At 67.2% G+C, this 21150-nt stretch carries 21 protein-coding genes and 1 riboswitch; of the genes, 6 read left to right on the top strand and 15 right to left on the bottom strand.

Features of this window, described 5'->3' with window-relative positions; all coding sequences use genetic code 11:
* Positions 1-22 precede the first annotated feature (22 nt).
* From cobA to ABIB91_RS19580, 5 genes are read right to left on the bottom strand one after another with little or no spacing between them, the layout of a single operon-like run.
* Complete coding sequence (gene cobA, locus ABIB91_RS19600; protein ID WP_007593145.1) at positions 23-754, bottom strand: uroporphyrinogen-III C-methyltransferase; 732 nt, start codon at positions 752-754, stop codon at positions 23-25.
* Positions 751-2061, bottom strand: a complete 1311-nt coding sequence (locus tag ABIB91_RS19595) for a cobyrinic acid a,c-diamide synthase CobB (protein WP_007593148.1) — start codon at positions 2059-2061, stop codon at positions 751-753. Before ABIB91_RS19595 ends, cobA begins: the two co-directional genes overlap by 4 nt.
* Positions 2061-2843: a precorrin-4 C(11)-methyltransferase gene (gene cobM / locus ABIB91_RS19590; RefSeq protein ID WP_007593150.1), complete on the bottom strand. Its 783-nt coding sequence runs from the start codon at positions 2841-2843 to the stop codon at positions 2061-2063. The genes ABIB91_RS19595 and cobM overlap by 1 nt, the downstream gene beginning before the upstream one ends.
* Positions 2840-3208 (bottom strand): cobalamin biosynthesis protein, encoded by a 369-nt coding sequence (locus ABIB91_RS19585; RefSeq protein WP_007593152.1) that lies wholly within the window; start codon positions 3206-3208, stop codon positions 2840-2842. Before ABIB91_RS19585 ends, cobM begins: the two co-directional genes overlap by 4 nt.
* Positions 3205-4386, bottom strand: coding sequence for a bifunctional cobalt-precorrin-7 (C(5))-methyltransferase/cobalt-precorrin-6B (C(15))-methyltransferase (locus ABIB91_RS19580; protein WP_007593154.1), 1182 nt, complete (start codon positions 4384-4386; stop codon positions 3205-3207). The genes ABIB91_RS19585 and ABIB91_RS19580 overlap by 4 nt, the downstream gene beginning before the upstream one ends.
* Here ABIB91_RS19580 and ABIB91_RS19575 point away from each other — a divergent pair.
* Positions 4385-5131 carry a cobalt-precorrin-6A reductase gene (locus ABIB91_RS19575; RefSeq protein ID WP_354164622.1) on the top strand — a complete coding sequence of 249 codons (747 nt, stop codon included), beginning with the start codon at positions 4385-4387 and terminating at the stop codon, positions 5129-5131. The two genes, ABIB91_RS19580 and ABIB91_RS19575, sit on opposite strands and share 2 nt — an antisense overlap.
* Here ABIB91_RS19575 and cobJ read toward each other — a convergent pair.
* The 7 genes from cobJ to ABIB91_RS19540 are packed head-to-tail and all read right to left on the bottom strand — an operon-like array spanning position 5107 to position 13038.
* Positions 5107-5841 (bottom strand): precorrin-3B C(17)-methyltransferase, encoded by a 735-nt coding sequence (gene cobJ, locus ABIB91_RS19570; protein WP_354164619.1) that lies wholly within the window; start codon positions 5839-5841, stop codon positions 5107-5109. The two genes, ABIB91_RS19575 and cobJ, sit on opposite strands and share 25 nt — an antisense overlap.
* Positions 5838-6569 (bottom strand): precorrin-2 C(20)-methyltransferase, encoded by a 732-nt coding sequence (locus tag ABIB91_RS19565; protein WP_354164616.1) that lies wholly within the window; start codon positions 6567-6569, stop codon positions 5838-5840. The genes cobJ and ABIB91_RS19565 overlap by 4 nt, the downstream gene beginning before the upstream one ends.
* A 2-nt stretch (positions 6570-6571) precedes the next feature.
* Positions 6572-7201 (bottom strand): precorrin-8X methylmutase, encoded by a 630-nt coding sequence (locus ABIB91_RS19560; protein WP_007593162.1) that lies wholly within the window; start codon positions 7199-7201, stop codon positions 6572-6574.
* Positions 7201-8364 carry a precorrin-3B synthase gene (gene cobG, locus ABIB91_RS19555; protein ID WP_354164613.1) on the bottom strand — a complete coding sequence of 388 codons (1164 nt, stop codon included), beginning with the start codon at positions 8362-8364 and terminating at the stop codon, positions 7201-7203. Before cobG ends, ABIB91_RS19560 begins: the two co-directional genes overlap by 1 nt.
* Positions 8361-11609 (bottom strand): cobaltochelatase subunit CobN, encoded by a 3249-nt coding sequence (gene cobN, locus ABIB91_RS19550; RefSeq protein WP_354164610.1) that lies wholly within the window; start codon positions 11607-11609, stop codon positions 8361-8363. Before cobN ends, cobG begins: the two co-directional genes overlap by 4 nt.
* Entirely contained in the window at positions 11609-12658 is a 1050-nt protein-coding gene (cobW, locus tag ABIB91_RS19545) for a cobalamin biosynthesis protein CobW (protein ID WP_354164607.1), read from the bottom strand. Before cobW ends, cobN begins: the two co-directional genes overlap by 1 nt.
* A complete protein-coding gene (locus ABIB91_RS19540; protein WP_354127539.1) occupies positions 12655-13038 on the bottom strand; it encodes a DUF1636 family protein in 384 nt (127 codons plus the stop codon). Before ABIB91_RS19540 ends, cobW begins: the two co-directional genes overlap by 4 nt.
* A 95-nt stretch (positions 13039-13133) precedes the next feature.
* Positions 13134-13351, bottom strand: a riboswitch (cobalamin riboswitch).
* Positions 13352-13391: 40 nt separating this feature from the next.
* Here ABIB91_RS19540 and cobO point away from each other — a divergent pair.
* Together cobO and ABIB91_RS19530 are read left to right on the top strand one after the other, a co-directional pair.
* Positions 13392-14027, top strand: coding sequence for a cob(I)yrinic acid a,c-diamide adenosyltransferase (gene cobO, locus ABIB91_RS19535; RefSeq protein ID WP_007593167.1), 636 nt, complete (start codon positions 13392-13394; stop codon positions 14025-14027).
* 10 nt (positions 14028-14037) lie between these two features.
* Positions 14038-15486: a cobyric acid synthase gene (locus ABIB91_RS19530; protein WP_354164603.1), complete on the top strand. Its 1449-nt coding sequence runs from the start codon at positions 14038-14040 to the stop codon at positions 15484-15486.
* On the opposite strand, the gene cobD is transcribed toward ABIB91_RS19530, so the two are convergent.
* Together cobD and cbiB are read right to left on the bottom strand one after the other, a co-directional pair.
* Positions 15475-16437, bottom strand: a complete 963-nt coding sequence (gene cobD, locus ABIB91_RS19525; RefSeq protein ID WP_354164600.1) for a threonine-phosphate decarboxylase CobD — start codon at positions 16435-16437, stop codon at positions 15475-15477. The two genes, ABIB91_RS19530 and cobD, sit on opposite strands and share 12 nt — an antisense overlap.
* Before the next feature lie 11 nt (positions 16438-16448).
* Positions 16449-17387 (bottom strand): adenosylcobinamide-phosphate synthase CbiB, encoded by a 939-nt coding sequence (gene cbiB / locus ABIB91_RS19520; protein ID WP_354164597.1) that lies wholly within the window; start codon positions 17385-17387, stop codon positions 16449-16451.
* Positions 17388-17508: 121 nt separating this feature from the next.
* On the opposite strand from cbiB, the gene cobU reads away from it, so the two are divergent.
* Genes cobU through bluB form a run of 3 tightly spaced genes read left to right on the top strand, consistent with a single transcriptional unit; the run spans position 17509 to position 19428 of the window.
* Positions 17509-18012 carry a bifunctional adenosylcobinamide kinase/adenosylcobinamide-phosphate guanylyltransferase gene (gene cobU / locus ABIB91_RS19515; RefSeq protein ID WP_354164594.1) on the top strand — a complete coding sequence of 168 codons (504 nt, stop codon included), beginning with the start codon at positions 17509-17511 and terminating at the stop codon, positions 18010-18012.
* Complete coding sequence (cobS, locus tag ABIB91_RS19510; RefSeq protein WP_354164592.1) at positions 18009-18791, top strand: adenosylcobinamide-GDP ribazoletransferase; 783 nt, start codon at positions 18009-18011, stop codon at positions 18789-18791. Before cobU ends, cobS begins: the two co-directional genes overlap by 4 nt.
* 4 nt (positions 18792-18795) lie before the next feature.
* Positions 18796-19428: a 5,6-dimethylbenzimidazole synthase gene (gene bluB / locus ABIB91_RS19505; RefSeq protein ID WP_354164590.1), complete on the top strand. Its 633-nt coding sequence runs from the start codon at positions 18796-18798 to the stop codon at positions 19426-19428.
* A gap of 18 nt (positions 19429-19446) precedes the next feature.
* Here the strand turns inward: bluB and ABIB91_RS19500 are convergent, their stop codons facing one another.
* Complete coding sequence (locus ABIB91_RS19500) at positions 19447-21141, bottom strand: ShlB/FhaC/HecB family hemolysin secretion/activation protein (RefSeq protein WP_354164587.1); 1695 nt, start codon at positions 21139-21141, stop codon at positions 19447-19449.
* Between the last annotated feature and the right edge of the window lie 9 nt (positions 21142-21150).

The raw sequence follows: 21150 nt of genomic DNA, 5'->3' as shown, positions 1-21150 counted from the left end.
GGGCGAAGGGCGGACGAGGCGGTCATGACGGATAATCCCCCGCCAGCGCGCCGAACAGGATCACGGCCGCCGTCGAGGCCGCCCCGCCCCGCGCAAGTTGCTCGGCAAGTTCCGAAATGGTGGTGCGGACCAACCGCTCATCGGGACGGCCGAGCGATTCGGCAAACACCGCCGGAGTGGTTGGGGAGAGGCCGTGCTCGATCAATTTGACGACAAGCGCCGGGAACGTCCGCCGGCCCATATAGACCACGGTCGTCGCCTCCGGATCGGCCAGCGCCACCCAATTGAGATCTGGCGGCAGCTCGCCGGTGACGTCCGCCCCGGTCACGAACTGCACGCGGCGGGAGGTGTGACGCCGGGTCAGCGGAATGCCGGCTTGCGCGGCGGCGACACAGGCCGAGGTGACGCCGGGAATGATCTCGAAGCCGATGCCCGCTTCGCGCAGCGTCTCGAGCTCCTCCTCGAGCCGGCCAAAGATGCCAGCATCGCCCGACTTCAACCGCACCACGCGCGCGCCCGTTACGGCATAGTCGACCAGCAAGCGGTTGACATGGTGCTGCTTGGTCGAGGGCCGTCCCGCCCGCTTCCCCACCGCGACGAGATTGGCGCCGGGCCGGGCCAGATCGAGGATCGCGCCCGAAGCAAGATCGTCATAGAGCACGACGTCGGCCTCGCGCAGGCGCGCGGCTCCCTTGAGCGTGAGGAGCTCGGGATCGCCGGGGCCGGCGGAGACGAAGGAGACAAAACCGCTCACCGGTCCTCCGCGATCAGATGGAAGAACGCGCCGGTGGCTTGTCCCCGGCGCGAGCCGGTCTCGGCGATGACGGCGCCTGTCGCGTCGTGCACGACCGCCAGCGGCGTGTCGGGCTGCGCGAGGATCGTCGAATAGTGGAATTCATGGCCACGCAGGCGTGCACCCGCCCGATGCCCCGGCATCGGCGCTGTGAGCTCGGCGAGGCGATAGCCCAGATGCATGCGGCGCTTGGCAAAGCTTGTTTCCAGGCCGAGCAGGCCCGTCATCTCGTGGCTGATGCCGTCGGCGTCGGTCAAAGCGGTGCCCAGCACCATATAGCCTCCGCACTCCCCGTGCACCGGGCGCGTTTCGGCGAATGCGCGCAATCCGCTGCGGAAGCGCGCATTGGCCGCGATCTTGCCGGCGTGCAGCTCGGGATAGCCGCCCGGCAGCCAGCACACATCGGCGCCCGGATCAGGGTCCTCATCAGCCAGCGGCGAGAATGTCGATATCTCCGCACCCGCCGCGCGCCACGCTTCCAGCATATGCGGATAGACGAAGGAGAACGCGGCGTCACGGGCCAACGCAATGCGCTGACCGGGCGGCGTCACGTTGACGCCGCTCGCGGCAGGTTGCGGGGACCAGGTGGCGGCCGAACGCAGCACTGCGTCGAGATCGACATGCTCGGCGACAAAGCGCGCAGCCTCGTCGATCAGCTTGCCGATTTCCGCCTGCTCCTCGGCCTGCACCAGCCCGAGATGTCGCTTCGGCAGGCTGATCTCGGCGTGTCGCGGCAGCGCACCGAACACGGCGATGCCGACATCCAGCAGCGCACGGCGCACGAGGGCTTCGTGGCGTGGACTCGCAACGCGATTGAGCACGACGCCTGCGAGGCGAACACCCGCGCGGTAATCGCGAAGGCCTGCGGCGATCGCCGCCGCCGTCTGTGCCTGTCCCGAGGGATCGATCACCAGCAGCACCGGCCAGTCCAGCATCTCTGCAATGTCGGCGGTCGCTCCGGTGCCGCAGACGCCGCGCGCGGCGACGCCGTCGAACAGACCCATCGAGCCTTCGGCCAGCACGACATCGGCGTCAATGCCGCGGCTGACGAGATGCGAGATTGTCCCGCGATCCATCGCCCAGCTGTCGACGTTGACCGAGGCGCGTCCCGTAGCGGCTGCATGAAACGCGGGATCGATGTAATCGGGGCCGCTCTTGAAGCACTGCACCCGCAATCCGCTGTTGCGCCAGGCGCGGGCGAGCGCCAGCGTCAGCGTCGTCTTGCCGACGCCGGAGGCCGGGGCGGAGATGACGAGCCCTGCTGCCATCACGACACCTCCGGAAAGCGCGGCTCGGCGCCGACCGGCCGGTAGCGGCGGTCGTAATCGGCGGCATAGAGACGGCTCTCGGAGAAATCCGCCGAGCCCAGCGTCTTGCCCACCAGGATCAATGCGGTGCGCTCCATCTCGCTGCCGACAGCAGCGTCGAGTGTTGCGAGCGTGGCGCGGACGATGCGCTGGTCGGGCCAGCTCGCACGCCAGACAATCGCGACCGGGCAATCCGCGCCGTAATGCGGCGTCAGCTCGGCGACGACCTTGTCGAGCAGATGGATCGACAGATGGATGGCGAGCACCGCGCCGGTGGCGGCGAAGGCGGCGAGGTTCTCGCCTTCCGGCATCGCGCTGGCGCGGCCCGGCGTGCGCGTCAAAATCACCGTCTGGGCAAGGCCGGGCAGCGTCAGCTCGGCCTCCAGCGCAGCCGCGGCGGCCGAGAAGGAGGGAACACCAGGCGTCACCGTGTAGGGAATGTCGAGCGTGCGCAGGCGGCGAAGCTGCTCACCCATCGCCGACCAGATCGAGAGATCACCGGAATGCAGCCGCGCAACGTCCTTGCCATCAGCATGTGCGGCGGCGATCTCCGCGACGATCTCCTCGAGCGACAGCGGCGCGGTGTTGACGATCCGCGCACCGGGCGGGCAATGCGCCAGCACGCCTTCGGGCACCAGCGAGCCGGCATAGAGGCAAACCGGACAGACGGCGATCAGGTCGCGGCCGCGCAATGTCAGCAAGTCAGGGGCGCCCGGCCCTGCCCCGATGAAATGCACCGTCATGCGCCGTCTCCCTCCGCGATCGCCGCGGTCGCGGTGCGATCCTGCGAGACCACCCGCGTCGCAATCAATCGCGCGCGAGGTCCAGCCACCGCGAGAGCCGCCGCTTCGGCGACCGATCCCGTCCCGAATTTTTCGGCAACGAGTTTTGATTGGGTCGGCGTGTCGATGCCGGCCAGCATTTCGGCGGCGACCGCCTTGATCGGCACGCCGCATTCGCGCGCGAGCTGCTTCAACACCTCCGCGTCGGCCCTGTCGCTGACCGTTGCCAATGCTGCGAGGCCCTCGGGACCGCCGGCCGCCAGAAGCGCCTCATGCAGCGAGGCCAGCGTGACATCCTTTTTGAATCCGAGCCCGGCGACCTTCATCGGACCGCACTCCATTGCACCACGGGCCGCACCGCCTCCCAGGACCGGTAGCGGCCGAGCGGAGTGGCATGCGCAAGCTCGACCCGGATCAAGTCGCCGCCGTGGCGCTGGTGCAGCTCACCCAGCAGCGCTTCCGTCTCCAGCGTCACTGCATGGGCAACCAATCGCGTTCCGGATGCGAGCCGCGACCAGACGGCGTCGAACATCGCGATGTCGAGCCCGCCGCCGATAAACACGGCGTCAGGCCCGTCCAGCGCAGCAAGGGCTTCAGGCGCCTTTCCCGCGATGACTGTGATCCGATGCGCCAACCCGAACGCCGCTGCGTTGTTGCGAATGTTCGCGGCGCGATCCTCGCGCGCCTCGACGGCGATCGCCGTCCCGCCGCTCAGCGCCCACTCGACCGAGATCGAGCCGGAGCCAGCACCAATGTCCCACAGCCGTTCACCGGGACGCGGCGCCAGCGCCGAGAGCGCAAGCGCACGGACCGGACGCTTAGTGATCTGGCCGTCATGGACGAAGAGTTCGTCCGATAGTCCCGAGCTGCGGGGAAGGCCCTGCGCTCCTCTCGCCTCCACGGCCACCGCGACCAGAGTTCCGGCAAGACGGTCTGCGAAGCTATCGGCGCGATGCGCGTCGATACTTTCGCGCGGCCCGCCAAGCGCGGTGAGCGTCCAGAATGCCGAGGCACCCCATCCGCGCGCCGTCAGCCATTTCGCGAGATCGCCGGCCGCCTTCGCGTCGCGCACGAGGCAAATGATGCGTGCACCGTGCGCCAGATGTGGCACGAGGCGCTCGAATGGCGCGGCATGGAGACCAAGACAGGCAATCGCTTCAAGGCGCCAGCCTAGTCGCGCGGCGGCGAGCGAGAATGTCGAGGGAGCCGGATGCGCGATCCATTCGTCGCCATGGAGCTTCTCGGCAAGGCTCGCGCCGGCGCCAAACCAGAACGGATCGCCGGAGGCGAGCACCGCAGTCGGACGGCCGCGGCAGCTCAGCACGACATCTGCATCGAATGGCACCGGCCATGGACGGCCGCACCCGGTTACACCGGCCAGTGCAAGATGCCGTTCACCGCCAAAGACAGTTTCAGCATCATCGAGCGCCTTTCGGCTTGCTTCGGACAGCCCGGCAAGGCCATCTTCGCCGATACCGATGATGGTCAGCCAGGGATCAGCCATGACACGCGCCCTCATTTTGGGCGGAACGGCCGACGCGAGCCTGCTCGCGACGGAGATCGCGCGCGCCGGCATCGACGCCGTGTATTCCTACGGCGGCCGCACACGTGCGCCCGCCGGTCAGCCGCTGCCGACCCGCATCGGCGGTTTTGGTGGCGTCAGCGGTCTTGCCGATTACATCCGACGCGAAGACATCACGCATGTGGTCGATGCGACGCATCCCTTTGCCGCCGAGATGAGCCGCAATGCGGTCGCGGCATGCGCGGAAACTGGCACGCCGCTGATCGCTCTCGAACGTGCGCCCTGGACCAAAGCGCCCGGCGACGACTGGATCGAAATATTTGATGTCAACGCCGCGGTCGCCGCACTGCCGGAGGCGGCGGCAAATGTGTTCCTCGCCATCGGCCGCCAGCACATCGCACCTTTCGCGACAAAGCCGCAGCACGCCTACACGCTGAGATTCGTCGATCCGCCCGAAGCGCCGCTCCCCTTTGCCGCGGACGTCATCGTGTCGCGCGGGCCGTTCACGCTTGAGGGCGAGCTGGAGATGATGCGGGCGCGAGGCATCACCCGGATCGTTGCCCGCAATTCGGGCGGCGACGGCGCGCGCGCCAAGATCGACGCTGCGCGGGTGCTCGGCCTGCCCGTGATCATGATCGCGCGACCGCAACTGCCGGAACGATTGCGGGTCGAGAGCGTGGCCGAGATCATGCAGCGGCTCGGTCATCGCACCTGCCTCGGCGCATAGACCCAGCGGCCGACGCGGCGTGTCTGCGAGTTGCCGACGATCACCAGCGTGCGCATGTCGGCCATTTCGGGTGTCGCTTCGTTCAGCCTGACGGTCTCGATCCTTTCATCGGCGGCGCTGATCGCGCGCGCGAAGATCACGAGGCGCTCGCCACAGCCGGCCTCGTTCAGCACTGCGAGCGCACGGCCAAATCCTTCCGGCCGGCTCGCCGAGCGCGGATTATACATCGCAATGGCAAAATCGGCTTCCGCGGCGAGCCGCAGGCGCTTCTCGATCACCGCCCACGGCTTGAGATTGTCGGAGAGATTGATCGCACAGAAATCATGGCCGAGCGGCGCGCCGGCGCGCGCGGCGGCCGCCAGCATCGCGGTGATGCCGGGCAGCACACGGATCGGCAGCTCCCGCCATTGCGGCGCCTGTTCGAGCGCCTCGAACACGGCGGAGGCCATCGCGAAGACACCGGGGTCGCCGGAGGACACGATGACGACTTGCCCGCCTTCGGCCGCGAGCCGCAACGCCTCGCTCGCGCGCTGTAATTCTTCGCGATTGTCGGAGGGATGCAGCTTGAGTCCCCGTCGCGGCGGCACACGCGCGACATAGGGTGCGTAGCCCAGAATGTCGGTCGCGGCGGCAAGCGCGGCGGAGACTTCGGGCGTCACCAGCGCATCGCTGCCCGGCCCAAGTCCCGCGATGGTCAGCGTGCCCGTCATTCGGCGGCGTCCGGATGCCGGCCCTTGCCGTGCACGAGCACGATCGCGAAATAGGGACAATCGGCAGCATCGATATCCGCGAGCCGCACCACGCGTTCGCCCGGCATGGTGCCGCGCTCGACCAGCCACGCGTCGTCCAGCCGTCCGGCGGACGCGAGCGCACGGCGCACCTTTGCGAGATTGCGCCCGGTCTTCATGATCACGAGCGCATCGGAATCGCGCATGCGGCGTTCGAGCTCGGCCTCGGCGAGCGTGCCCATGAGCACCGTCGTCACGTCATCACCGAGCGCGATCGGCTGTCCCACGCCATTCCAGCAGCCGACCATGCCGGGAATGCCGGCGATCACCTCGATCTTGACGCGGCCCTGCAGGCGCGCGTGCAGATGCATGAAAGAGCCGTAGAAGTAGGGATCGCCCTCGCAGAGCACGACCAAGTCGACTGCGCGCGCCAGCCGCGCCAGACGTTCCGACCATTCGTCGTAGAAGCCGGCAAGCAGCTGGACATATTCAGGCGTGTCGAAGGCGATCTCGGTCGTAACAGGATATTCCATGGGATATTCGGTGACGTCGGTAGCCAACATGCCCTCGACGATGCGGCGCGCCTGGCCGGGCCGACCCTTCTTGCGAAAATAGGCGACATGCCTGGCGCCGCGCACCGTGCGATCGGCGCGCACGCTCATCATATCGGGATCGCCGGGGCCGAGACCGCAGCAGATGATGCGTCCCATCGCTATTCGCTCCGGCTCGCCAGCGCGTTCACGGCGGCGACCGTGATCGCGGAACCGCCGAGGCGGCCCTCGACCGTCAACGCGGCGACCTTCGGATCGGCCATCAGCGCAGCCTTGGATTCGGCCGCGCCGACAAAGCCGACGGGACAGCCGATGATCGCCGCAGGCCGCGGGCAGTCCCGGTCCTCCAGCATGTTGAGGAGGTGAAACAGCGCGGTCGGCGCGTTGCCGATCGCTACGATCGCGCCGTCGAGATGTGGGCGCCATAGCTCCAGGGCAGCAGCCGAACGAGTGTTGCGCATGGACTGCGCGAGCGCGGGAACGGTCTCGTCGCCCAGCGTGCAGATGACGGCGTTGGCCGCGGGAAGCCGCGCGCGCGTAATTCCTTCGGAGACCATGCGCGCGTCGCACAGGATCGGTGCGCCCTTCTGCAAGGCCGCGCGCGCCGCGACCGCCATGCCTGATGTGAAGCGGATATGCGCTTCGAGGCCGACCATGCCGGCGGCATGGATCATCCGCACCACCACCTGCTCCTCGTCCGGCGTGAAGCGCGCAAGATCGGCTTCAGCCCGGATGGTCGCAAAGGATTGCCGGTAGATCGCCGCGCCGTCGGTCTCGTACGAGTGCGGCATCAGTGCCCTCCCATCAGGATGGAGGGATCTCGGACAATGTCGTCGCGGTTCAGCCCACGCAGGATGGGCTCATCGCGTGTCGACCCGGCGCGCACGAGGTCGAAGCCGGCGCCGGTCGCGACCAGAGTGATGGCGGCGGGACCGGAATGGGCGCAGCCTTTGGCACAGCCGGAGACGTGGAGCCGTGCGGCCGCGCCGATGTTCGGGGCCAGGGCCGCGGCAAGGCCACGCGTATCGGCATGCGCCTCGCGACAGCGTGGCGCGCCGCTGCAGGCGATGACGCGCAGTGCGGGATCGTAGGCCTCGGTGATAAGACCGGTCACGTTCGGCATGGCGCGCTTGCCTTCGCTCAAAACCATCCGCCATGGCGTCATGCGCAGCGCATGCCCGCAACCGGCGAACTGGTTGAGCGTCGCATGCGCCATCTGCCCGAAGGCGACCCCGACCATCGCACCTTGCGCATAGAGGCCGGGACGCGCCGTGGCCATGATCGGCGCCGGCTCGGCCTCGCCGCGCAATGCCGCCGGCAAGATTGCACCGGCTGAAAGATGCGCCGCCATCCGCCCTCGCCCCCCTCTGGCGCCGCCTGAGGTCACGAACCAGTCGGCGAATGCGAGCGCGGTGGTCACGGCCTCGCCACGCGCGACGGAGCGGCCAAGTTTGTCGCCATCAGCCCGCACCAGCAGGCCGCCGGAACGATCGCGCTCGATCCGCACGTCGGCGGAATCGCCCGCAAGCACGCGTGAGGTGCCGTCATCGATGGCGAAGCCGAACTTGGTTGGAAGTTCGAGCTTGCTGTCAGCGAGCGCCTCCTCGAGCTCGGCGGCGAGCGATTGGGTCGCGTCCCCCGCACGCCAGAACGGCGTCACAAGGATGTTGCGACGGGATTCGGTGTCAGCATCCGGGTCGAGCAGCGCCAGTTGCGAAAGGCCGTCGAGCAGCAGCCTGTGGCTGGTCTCGTTGACGCCCCTGATCTGGAGATTGGCGCGGCTGGTCACGTCGATCAGGCCGTTGCCATGGCGTTCGGCGAGATGGGCCAGTCCGGAGATCTGGGCAGCTTCGAGCCGGCCGCCGAACGGACGCACGCGGACCACCAGCCCGTCGCCGGATTGCATCGGGCGCAGCGCGCCGGGACACCAGCCCTTGACCACGGAAGCGCTCATGACGCCTCCCGCAGCGCAGCCGCAATCGAATTGCGGCGCGTACGCCAGAGCGAGGCCTCATGCAGGCGCGTGAAACACGTCTCCATCGCCGCCAGTGCCGCCGGATTCTCGCGGCCCATGAAAGCGCGGACGTCCTCACTGCCGAGCGTCGCATCGTAATAGAGGTCGAACAGATGCGGCGGCACGGCGCCGGCCAGATGCGCGAAGGCGGCCATGTGCTCGAGCGTTGCGGTGATCTCGGCCGCCCCGCGAAAACCGTGGCGCATCATGCCCGCGATCCAGGCCGGGTTGGCCGCGCGCGCGCGGACGACACGGGAGATTTCCTCGGTCAGCGTACGCGCGTGCGGCTGCTCGGGGCGCGTCGCGTCGAGATGATAGAGCGATGGCCCTGCCGCACCGAGATGTGCTGCGGCGGCCGCAATGCCGGCCTCATGCGCAGCATAGTCGGCCGCGAGCAGAAGATCGGTTTCAGGCAGATCCTGCACGTGCACGAAAGCATCGGCGGATGCGAGCCGCTTCTCGATGCCGGCACGATCGGGCTTGATCTCGCCATCGGCCGAGAACGCCCATGACGATGCCGAGAGCCACGCTTCGCCGGCGGCGTCGCGCGTCTCGGGCGTGAAGGCGTCCGGGATTGCCGAGAGACCCACGCCGTATTGTCCGGGACGCGGCGCGAACACGCGCGATGTGCGATGGCGATATGGATTGTCATCGCCCTCGTCCTCGCGCGCCGACAGCGCCTCGGCTGCCGCCTCGAACAATTGCGCGAGGCCTGAGAAGACGTCGCGAAACAGGCCCGAGACACGCAGCGTGACGTCGATGCGGGGCCGGCCAAGCTCGGCAGGCGCGATGATGTCGTAGCCGGTCACACGGCCGGAAGCATGATCCCAGCGCGGTGCGAGGCCGGCCAGATGCAGCGCCATGGCAAACTCCTCGCCCGCGGTGCGCATCGTCGCCGAGCCCCAGAGATCGACGACAAGGCCCTTCGGCCAGTCGCCATGATCCTGCAGATGACGACGGAGCAATTCTTCCGCGAGCTTGATGCCTTGCGCATGCGCGGACGGCGTCGGCACCGCGCGCGGATCGACGGCAAAGAGATTGCGCCCGGTCGGCAGCACGTCCTGACGGCCGCGATACGGTGAGCCTGACGGCCCCGGCGCGACGCGCCGTCCTGCAAGCGCGGCCCCCAACGCGTCGCGTTCCGCTTCACCGCAGGCGCCGCGGCCGAACACGTGCAGGCCGTCGCCGAACTGGCTTTCCTTGAGATCGCAGACGAAGCGGTCGATCCGGGGGATCGCTTCGGCCGGCGCGGCCGCTGCATCGAGGCCAAGATCGTCTTCGAGGCCAGCCGCGCGTGCCTCGTCGCGGATCGCGGCGATCAGACGCTGGCGGCGGGCGGGGTCGAGGCCATCGGCCGTCGAGTACTCGTCGAGGAGCTGTTCGAGCCTGCGCAGCCCGTCCGGCACCGCTGATGCTGCGAGCTGCGGCGGCAGATGGCCGATCGTGACGGCGCCCAGGCGCCGCTTGGCCTGCGCGGCTTCGCCGGGATCGTTGACGATGAAGGGATAGATGACGGGCAAATCGCCAATCAGGGCTTCCGGCCAGCACGCCTGCGATAGCGCCACGGATTTTCCGGGCAGCCATTCCAGCGTGCCGTGCGCGCCCATGTGCACGACGGCATCACAGCCCTGCGCTCGGAGCCAGAGATAGAACGCGACATAGGCATGGCGCGGCGTGCGGGCGAGATCGTGATAGTCGACATCGCGCGTCGTCGCATCGCCACGCTCCGGCTGAACCGCGATGATCGAGCGGCCGCACTGAATCGCGGCAAAATGGAACGCGCCATCGCGACAACCCGGATCGGTCTCCGGCGCGCCCCAGGCTTGCGCGAGATCATCCTGCAAGACTTGCGGAAGGTGCAGGAGCGCAGCGCGGTAATCGACAACGCTCCAGCTCAAGGTCCGCTTGAGCAGCGTCTCACCGAGCGCATGGACCGGATCGACATCGAAGCCAGCCTCCGCGAGGTCGGACACCATGGCTTCGACCGAGGCCAGCGCATCGAGTCCCACCGCATGCGCAATCTGATGCGGACGGCCCGGATAGTTGGAGAGCACGAGTGCCATCCGCTTGTCGGCGGCTGGCTTCTCTGAAAGGCGCCGCCAGGCCGCAACGCGCGCGGCGACGGCCTTCACGCGCTCCTCGTCGGGCCTGTGTGCCAGATGCGAGAATTGCAGATCGGGATCGCGCATCGCGGCCGATTTGAAGCTCACCACGCCCGCAAACAGGCGGCCGTCGACCTCGGGCAGCACCACATGCATCGCGAGGTCGCCGGGCGACAGGCCGCGGAGCGAGCCGGCCCAATCCTCGCGCCGTGCCGTGGAGAGCGCGACCTGGAACACCGGGCAGGATGCGGCATCGAACGGCATCGTGCCGTCGTCGCCCATCGCCGAGAACGCCGTCGCATTGACGATGGCGGCCGGAGGATTTTGCGCGAGATACGTGCGCAACCAATCCGCAACGCCCGGGGCCTTCAGCGAGGTGACGAACACACCAAGCGCGTCGAACCCCTTCTCGCGCAGTGCGGCGATCAGGGCATCGACCGGGCCAGTGTCGGCAGCGGTGAGATAGGAGCGATAGAAGGCCACGAGCGCTCGCGGCCTGCCCTCACCCGACGCCGGCGCGGCAATGACGCCGCGCGCGGGATCGTAAAAGCCCATCTCGGGCACGGTCATCTCGCCGATAACTGGCCCCGCATAGAGGCCCGAAGCCAACGCAAGCTGCGCGATCGCGGCTTGCGCCGCGACGGGCCCGCCGGTGTCGCAGAGCACCTTGAGCCGCCGCAGCGTCGAGACCGGCAGGGTCGAATACGCATCCAGCCGCGTGTCGTCGCGGCCGTCAGCCGGCAGCACGGCCAGCACGATGCCGCGCTCCCTCGCCAGTTGCTGCAGGGCCGCGAGCCCATATGACCAATAGGATTCCCCCCCGATCAGACGCACGAGGATGCCGCGCGCCTGCGCCAGCGTGCGCTCGATATAGGTGTCGACCGAGAGCGGATGACGCAGTTCGGCGAGATTGACGAGGCGTAGCGACGGCAGGCTGTCGCGACCACGGCGCCAACCGGCCGCGAACGCCGCTAGATCGGAATCCGAATACGAGAGCACCACGAGATCGGCCGGGTCCTGGCCGATGTCCCTTGGTATCGCGGTCTCCTCGAGACCGCGGCTCTCGCGGAAGACGACGTGCATCAGATACCAGATCCTGAAAGACCGAGTCCCGCCTTGATCGCGGCTTCATCAATATTTCCGTGCTCGCCGATCACGACGAGCTTTGATCGCCTCACACCCGCGCCCCAGGGCTTGTCGAACTGGTGGCGCACGCGCTCGCCGACCGCTTGCAGCAAGAGGCGCATCGGCTTGCCTTCCATCGCGATGTAACCCTTGACGCGCAGCACATTCTGCTCGCGCGCCAGCCGCTGAACGGATGCAACCAGCGCGTCGATATCGGTGACCTCGGGAAGATCGATCACGACCGACGCAAAATCGTCGTGCTCATGATCCTCCTCGCCGTCGTGATGCGAGGGACGCGCGGCGAGATCGTTCTCGGCGGCAGCACCGAGGCCGAGGATGAGGCGCACATCGATCGCACCGTCGGTGATCGCCAGCATCGGCACACGACGCGACATCTCGGCGGTGATCGCCGCCTTGGCGGCTTCGAGCCCTGCCGCGCCCGCAAGATCCGCCTTGGTCAGCAGCACGATGTCGGCGCAGGCGATCTGGTCCTCGAACACTTCCGACAGCGGCGTCTCATGGTCGAGATTCTCGTCCGCCGCACGCTGCGCCTCGACGGCGTCAGGATCGGGCGCGAAACGGCCGGCGGCGACAGCTTCGGCGTCGGCGAGCGCGATCACACCATCGACCGTGATCCGCGAACGGATCTCCGGCCAGTCGAACGCCTTCAGCAGCGGCTTGGGCAGCGCCAGGCCCGAGGTCTCGATCAGGATATGATCGGGGCGCACCGGGCGCGACAGCAGCTTCTCCATGGTCGGAATGAAATCGTCGGCGACGGTGCAGCAGATGCAGCCATTGGCGAGCTCGATGATGTTCTCTTCCGGGCAATTCGCATCGGCGCAGGATTTCAGAATCTCGCCATCGACGCCCTCGCTGCCGAACTCGTTGACGAGCACCGCGAGCTTCTTGCCGTTGGCATTGGCAAGCAGATGCTGGATCAGCGTGGTCTTGCCGGAGCCGAGAAAGCCCGTGACGACCGTGACCGGGACTTTTGCGAGCGAATTCATTCGGCGGCCTCCGGTACGACGGCCAAGGTGGGAATGGGGGGAATGCGGGCAAGCGATTGCTTGCGGAAGATCTCCGGGCGGCTGCGCCAGGGCACGAGGCCGTCGGGCGCGGCCGCATAGGCCGCGGCGCCCGCGACCACGTCGCTCGCATTCGCATCCGACAGACGGCCATAAACATAGGACCAGCGGCCGGGCGCGCTGAGCGCGACCGAGCAACCCTGGTTGCACGCAGACAGGCATTCGACGGGAACCACGCTGACGCCGTCGGGCACGCCGGCCTCGAGGATCGCACCATGGAGGCGCTTGCCCGGCGTCGTCTCGCCCTCGCCAAGCGTCTGGCCGGCGCGGCAGGTGATGCAGACATGAAGTGTGACGGTCATCGCTTCTTCCAGAATAAACAGCGGGAAGCGATGAGGCCCACGAACCGTTCTTGCGAAGGCCCGTTTCCCCGTCGCGGAACACCCCGTCCGCCGGTCCAAAATCGTCCGCGCTGGCAGGTCTCCCGGCTTCCGGAGCAGGGTTTCCCCTTCGATCCCCGCCTTCCCGATCCCCTAGGGGTCAGTGGCTTCGGGCATCTCTCCGGTCACGGTCGCGGGGGCGGCTGCATTTTGGAACCAAATCTTGCCGATTCGGACCCTATCGCATTCCCTCTTCGCCTGTCGTAGGACAGGAACCAACGCCGGGTCACCATTTGCCCCCGACCGCCTCTTGTCAAGCCGAAGGACCCCGTCCGATGACGTCAGAACCGGATACCCAGACGGCCGACGAAACCGACGCCCGTCACGCCTCGAAAATGGCGAAGAAGAAGGTCGCCCGCGACAAGATCATGGCGACCAAGAGCGGCGAAAAGGGCCTCATCATCGTCCACACCGGCGCCGGCAAGGGCAAGTCGTCCTCGGCCTTCGGCATGATCGTCCGCTGCGTCGCCCATGGCTTCCCCTGCGCGGTCGTGCAGTTCATCAAGGGCGCCTGGGACACCGGCGAGCGCCGCATGCTCACCGGTCATTTCGGCGACCTCTGCCAATTCCACGCCATGGGCGAGGGTTTTACCTGGGAGACGCAGGACCGCGCCCGCGATATCGCAGCCGCGCGCGCCGGCTGGGAAAAGGCCAAGGAACTGATCCTCGACCAGAATCTCCGCATGGTCGTGCTCGACGAGATCAACATCGCGCTGCGCTACGATTATCTCGACATCGCCGAAGTTGTCGATTTCCTGGTGACCTCGAAGCCACCGATGACGCATGTCGTGCTCACCGGGCGCAACGCCAAGGACGAGCTGATCGAGATCGCCGATCTCGTCACCGAGATGACGCTGATCAAGCATCCCTTCCGCTCCGGCATCAAGGCGCAAGCCGGCGTCGAGTTCTAAGAAACTCGCGATGGCGCGCGCATTGATGATCCAGGGGGCCGGCTCGGACGTGGGCAAGTCGCTCATCGTCGCCGGCCTCGCGCGCGCCTTTGTGCGACGCGGCCTGCGCGTGCTCCCGTTCAAGCCGCAGAACATGTCGAACAATGCTGCCGTCACGGTCGACGGCGGCGAGATCGGCCGCGCCCAGGCGCTCCAGGCGCTCGCCGCCGGCGTCGAGCCGCACACCGACATGAACCCGGTGCTGCTCAAGCCCGAGACCGATGTCGGCGCGCAGGTGATCGTGCAAGGAAAGCGCATCGCGACCGCGCGTGCGCGTGAATATGCGGCGATGAAGCCGTCATTGATGGGTGCGGTGCTGGAGAGCTTCGAACGGCTGAAGGCGCGCGCCGATCTCGTGCTAGTGGAAGGCGCCGGCGGTCCGGCCGAGGTGAACCTGCGCAAGGCCGACATCGCCAATATGGGTTTTGCGCGCAAGGCTGGCGTGCCGGTCGTGCTGGTCGGCGACATCGACCGCGGCGGTGTCATCGCGCAACTCGTCGGCATCAAGACGGTGATCGACCCGGATGATGCCGCGATGATCCAGGGATTTGTCATCAACAAGTTCCGCGGCGATCCCACGCTGTTCGACGACGGCTATAAGCTGATCGAAGAAAAGACCGCATGGCGCGGCTTCGGCGTGCTGCCCTGGTTCGCGCGCGCCGGCGAGCTGCCGGCTGAGGATGCGCTGGGCCTGAGCGATGCGCGCAAGCCGGGCCAATGCAAGATCGCCTGTCTCGCGCTGTCGCGGATCGCCAATTTCGACGATCTCGATCCGCTCAAGCTCGAGCCTGGCGTCGATCTCGTGATGGTGCGGCCGGGCGAGGCAATTCCCGGCGATGTGCGCCTCGTCATCATTCCCGGTTCGAAATCCACCCGCGGCGACCTCGCCTTTCTGCGCGCGCAGGGCTGGGACATCGATCTCCTGGCTCATTACCGCAGAGGCGGCCATGTGCTCGGCCTCTGCGGTGGCTATCAGATGCTCGGACGAAGCGTCACTGATCCCGAGGGGATCGAGGGACCCGCGGGCGATACACCGGGTCTCGGACTTCTGGACGTCGAGACGGTGATGACCCCGCAGAAGACGCTGACGCGTGTCGCGGCCGTGCATGCCGCGACGGATCAGCCGATCGAGGCCTACGAAATCCACATCGGCCGCACCGATGGGCCGGATCGCACGCGGCCATTCGCAAGGCTGAACGGCGAACTGGAAGGCGCGATCTCACGCGACGGACGCGTGCAGGGCAGCTATCTGCACGGCCTGTTCACGTCGGATGATTTCCGCAAGGCGTTCTTGGCGAAGCTCGACATTCCCGCAGGCAACGAGCCCTATCACGCCAGGGTCGAGAGTGCGCTCGATGCGCTTGCCGATCACATCGAGCAACATCTCGACGTCGACGGCCTGCTCGCGCTAGCGCGCTAGCGCCTCGGCCAGGCGGGTCCATTCGGAGTCGCCGCCCGGAAGCCCGAGGCGCAGCCATGTCGGCTCTCGCGCGAACACGCGCGACCAGATATGGCGACGCGCCAGTCTCTCCTGCGCCGCAAGCGCGTCAGGCGTCTCGTAGAGACGAAACAGCTGCGTGCCGCCAACGAGCGTCCAGCCTTGCGACCGCACCATGCCGTCGAGGCGAACGCAGTCTCGCGCCAGCCGCGCGGACGTGGCCTCGGCCCAGGCATCGTCATGCAGAGCGCGGCAACCGATCGCGATCGCCGGTCCCGAGACCGGCCAAGGCCCCGACATCGATGCGAGCCTGGCGATGTCGGAGGAATTGCCGAGCGCGAAGCCGAGCCGCAGGCCGGCAAGGCCGTAAAACTTTCCAAAGGAGCGCAAAATCAGCAGCCCCGGCCGGTCCTCGGATGCAAGCGAAAGCTGCGGTGCCACATCGGCAAAACTCTCGTCGACGACGAGACGGCCGACGCGCGGCAGCAGTGACAGCAAATCCCTTGGTGTGTGGCATCGGCCGTCGGGATTGTTGGGATTGACGACAATGGCGAGGTCCGCGCCCGCCAGTGCGTCGAGCTCCCCGACCTCCTGGACCTCCCAGCCCGCAGCCGAGAGGACCCCCGCATATTCGTTGTAGGTCGGCGCGAGGATGCGCGCGCGGCCGGGCGGCGCAAGTTGCGGCAGCAGTTGAATTGCAGCTTGTGCGCCGCCAAGCGCAACGACCGCCGCGCTCGTGCGATAAGCGTGCCGCGCCGCCTGATGCAGCGCCTCGATTCCGCCGCGGGACGGCAACGCGCTCCACGCGCGCGAGCTCACCTCGCCCACGGGATAAGGCAGGCGGTTGATCCCGGTCGACAGATCGATCCAGTCCTCCGCGCGACCGCCGAAACGCTGCTGGGCCTGATCGAGATTTCCACCGTGCTCGCGCATGCGTTGTTCTTTCACGCGAAGGCCAGGATCGCAAGGATGCCGGCGAGCAGCAGCATGGCGCGGCGGTAGACCGTCAATCCCCGATCGATGTCGGCGGCAAGCGGATCGCGCGCACCTTCATTCAGCCATGGCTCGTTCGTGGTGCTGCCGTGATAGATCCGCGGACCGCTGAGCCGCACACCAAGCGCACCCGCCATCGCTGCTTCCGGCCAGCCGGCATTGGGCGAACGGTGACGGCGTGCATCCCGCGTCATGCACGACAGCGCCTCTGATCGCCGTGGCGCCAACAGAACGAACAGAAATCCGGTCAGCCGCGCCGGAACGAAATTGGCGACGTCGTCGATGCGCGCCGCGGCCCAGCCGAAAGCTTCGTGGCGTTCGGAGCGATGGCCGATCATGGAGTCCAGCGTGTTGATCGCTTTGTAACCCAAAATGCCGGGCAGACCGAACAGCGCGCCCCAGAACACCGGTGCGACGATGCCGTCAGACGCATTCTCGGCGAGGCTCTCGATCGCCGCGCGCGCGATGCCGGCCTCGTCGAGCGTCAGGGGATCGCGGCCGACGATGCGCGAGACCGCGTCGCGCGCGGCGGCGATGTCACCGGCCCGCATGGGATTTGCGACGGCAGCAACGTGGTCGAGCAACGAGCGCAGCGCGACCAGCGGCCAGGCGAGGACGCCGACCAGCACGACCTGGATCTCCAAGGGAAGCAGGGACTGAAGCGCCCAGCCGAGCGCAACGGCGAGCCCGATCACCGCGAGCGTTCCGGCAAGACCGGCGGCGCGGCGAAACGCTGGCGGATCAGACGATCGATTCCAGGCGGTGTCGATGGCAGAGATCAGCCGGCCCAGCCAGGTGACGGGATGGCCGATCCGCGCGAACAACCACGACGGCCAGCCCAACAGGGCATCCACCGCCATCGCCACCGCCATCGCACCCACAAAACCCACACCCGTCTCCTGTCCTGCCCCTGTTGCGCAAAGGGTGGCCGGAGCGCAAGCCCCTGATTGGCGGATTTCGGCTTTGTTTTTGGCCGCGTTTGGTGATTAGTCAGGCCCACAGGAGACCGTTATGGCCATCATCTTGATCACGGGCGGAGCGCGATCGGGCAAGAGCAAGCGTGCGGAAATGCGCACGCGCGCCTTTCCTGGGCAGCCGGTCTATGTCGCGACGGCCGAGGCTCTCGATGCCGAAATGGAGGCGCGCATTGCCGGGCATCGCGCGCGCCGCGGAACAGACTGGATCGAACGCGAAGTGCCGCTCGATCTCGTTCCCGCGCTGGTCGCAAGCGACGGCGGCGGCGCGCGGCTCGTCGATTGCCTGACGCTGTGGCTCTCTAACCTCATGCATGCGGAGCGCGACTGGGAACGCGAGATCAAGGAGCTTGCCGGTGCCCTGCCCCGGCTGAAAAGCCCCGTCGTTCTCGTCACCAACGAAGTCGGCCTCGGCATCGTCCCCGACAATGCGCTGGCGCGCAGCTTCCGCGACGCCGCCGGGTTCATGAACCAGGCCATCGCGGCCGTCGCCGACGAGGTCGAATTTATCGTCGCCGGCCTACCGATGAAACTGAAATGATGCCGCGCGCCGAATTCTTGCAGGACGTCATCGCCGATCTCAGGATGGCGGCATCGTTCGTGACGATCCTCCCCGTGGCATCGTCGAAGCCCGCAGCTGACGGCGCCGTCGCGCGCGCGACCTGGGCGCTGCCCGTGGCGGGACTGCTGGTCGGCCTTGCCGGCGCCCTGGTCTACAAGGTCGCGAGCCGGTTCGGTCTGACACCGAATCTTGCCGCCCTGCTCGCGCTGGCCGCGACCGCCCTCATCACCGGCGCGCTGCACGAGGACGGCCTTGCCGATACTGCCGACGGGCTCGGCGGCGGCCGCACGCGCGAGCGCAAGCTCGAGATCATGCGCGACAGCCGGATCGGCACCTATGGCGTCTGCGCGCTGATCCTGTCGTTCGGCCTGCGCTGGAGCGCGCTCGCGGCGATCGCCAATCCGTGGGCGGTCGCGCTCGCGCTGTGCGCTGCGCATACTGCGGCCCGCGCGGGCTTGCCGGCCTTCATGTCGCAGGTCGCACCTGCACGACCTGACGGCTTGTCGGCGAGCGCCGGATCACCGCCGGGCCGCAGCGTTGCGATCGCATTCGCTGTTGGAATCCTCACGCTCACGCTCGCGCTTGGGCCCGGCAAGGCGTTGGTGAGCCTGATCCTGCTCTCCCTCGCCGGCTTGATGCTGGCGCGACTTGCCATCCGCCAGATTGGCGGGCAGACCGGCGACATCCTCGGCGCGTTCGAGCAGACCGGCGAGATTTTGATCCTCCTGGTTGCCGCAGCTTTCCAGATCGGAGGGTGACGCGATGGTCGAATTCGACGACGCCTTCCGCCAGCACTTGCGCGAGCTGTTCGTGTGGCGCCGCGACGTGCGCCGCTTTCGCGCCGATCAGTTGCCTGACGGCGCCATCGATCGCCTGATCGAGACGGCCTGTCTCTCCCCCTCGGTCGGACTCAGCCAGCCCTGGCGTTTCGTCATCGTCGATGACGCCGCGCGGCGTCGCGCCGTGATCGACGACTTCAAGGCGTGCAACGCCGACGCGTTGAATGCCTATGCCGGTGAGCGCGCAGCGCGCTATGCCACGCTGAAACTCTCGGGTCTCGAACAGGCCCCCGGCCACCTCGCCGTGTTCGCCGACAAGGCCAGCGACATCGGTCACGGCCTCGGCCGCGCGACGATGCCGGAGACGACGGAATATTCGGTGGTCGCGGCGATCACCGCGATGTGGCTCGCCGCGCGCGCCGAGGGCATCGGGCTTGGCTGGGTATCGATCCTCCATCCGGATCGCATCCACGCCATTCTTGACGTGCCGGACACCTGGAAATTCATCGCCTATCTCTGCATCGGTTATCCGGAAGTCGAATGCGACCGGCCCGAGCTGGAACAGGCGAAGTGGGAGCAGCGGCGCGGCGCGGAAGAATTCACACTGCGGCGTTAAGCGCGTGCCCCATACGCCCTACGACTTGCTCCTGCCGGCAACCGCCGCAACCGGCGCGGGGCTTTCCTGCTTCTGGAACATCAACAACGGCCGGAGAACGACGCGGCCATAGGCCTCGTAGTGGTGCTGGGTCGAGACGGCCATCTTCAGCGGCGTCGCGTAATTCGCCTCGAACGTCATGAACGAGGCGTAGGTCCAGGAGAAGCCGACGCCGACCGAGCCCAGTTCGGTGATTCCCGGAAACGTCGAGTACACCGCCCCCCAGTCGGTGAAGATGTAAGTGTCGAAACCCCGGAGCCATTGCGACCAGTTGTAGTGCAGCTCGGCGTTGAAATAATAGCCGCTGTCGCCGGACGCCGAGTTGGAGGGATAACCGCGCACGGTGGTGGGACCACCGATCGAGAAGATCTGGTCGCCCGGCAGCAGCTTTTCCTGTGTGTACTGCCAGCTCGCCAGCACGTTGGTGCTGAAATTTGCAGGCCCCGCGGCGCTGGTCGCGAACATGGAGCCGGTATAGGTGTTGAACGCGCGGTTGTTGCCGAGCACGTGGTCTTGCCATGCGATGTAGTTCACCGCAGGCGAAACCGTGATCGAATAGGTATTGCCGGAATTGGTCACCGAGAGGCCGGCCGTGGCCTTGTCGTAATGGTCCTGGGTCACGGCCACCGTTGCGAAGCGGCTGACCGTCTTGCCCTCGGTCTCCGCGGCGTTGAGCAGCACCAGCCAGTTCTGGGTCACCCAGACCGGCTGGCTGAAATTGACCGCGGCCTGGCTCGAGCGTCCGGTGACGTCGAGCGCGACGAACGGTCCCTGAATGATCTTGATCTTGCCTTCGGTATAGCTGACACCGGCGCGGCCGCCCCAGGGATTGACCGGGATGCTGTAGGCGACGTTGCCGTTGAGATTGCCGTCGGAACGGACGCCGTAGAATGTCAGGCGGTCGTCGACGCCGAACAGGCCGTGGCGCTTGTAGAAGGCCCCACCCTCCCAACGCCCGGTGTTTTCCGCGCCCTGGTTGTCGGTGAAGAGCTGCAAGGTGTCGACCGGCGGCTCGATCACGGCGAACTGGAGATCGGTCAGGCCGAAGCTCGTGCCGGGCTGCAGCAGCGCCTTGATCTGCACGTCGTTGGTCCGGTTGAACCAGATCACGTCGCGATTGAGTTTCGGAACGTCGAGCACCTCGCCTTCGGGCTCCTTCACGCGCTGAAGGATGTAGTCGGGGCGGGTCTGCTTGTTACCCTCGATGGTCGTCTTTTGGAGCCGGCCTTCGGTCAGCTTGATGCGGACGATGCCGCCCTTGGCATCCTGCTCGGGCAGCGTCGCAATGCCCGTGACGATGCCGCGCTCGGTATAGAGGGCGTTGATGTCGGCGACGAGCTGCAACAGCGAGGCGATGTCGACGTTCTTGCCGACGTACTTCTTCGCGATCTCGTCGAGCTCGGCCGGCGTAATGAACTTGGAGGCGTCGAACTCGACCTTGTGCAGGCGGAATTTCGGCCCGCCCGGCTTCAGGAGCTGGGACTTCTCCCGCTCGCCGCCAATCACCGCCGGCCCGTTGAGCTTGGGCGGCGCGCTCTGCTGTTCGAGCTGCCGGCGTTGCCGGTCGACGTCGTTCTGGATCACGCCGGGATTGATCGACGGAATCTGCGCCCGCGCGGGGGCGATGCACGACGCTGCCAGCCCAAGCCCTAACGCTGCCCCCCAAATCCGCATCCCTGGTCC

The sequence above is a fragment of the Bradyrhizobium sp. JR4.3 genome, from assembly GCF_040547695.1.
Classification (GTDB): Bacteria; Pseudomonadota; Alphaproteobacteria; order Rhizobiales; family Xanthobacteraceae; genus Bradyrhizobium; species Bradyrhizobium canariense.
The sequence above is the reverse complement of the archived record's forward strand: the minus strand, read 5'-3'. Positions and strand labels throughout refer to the sequence as shown.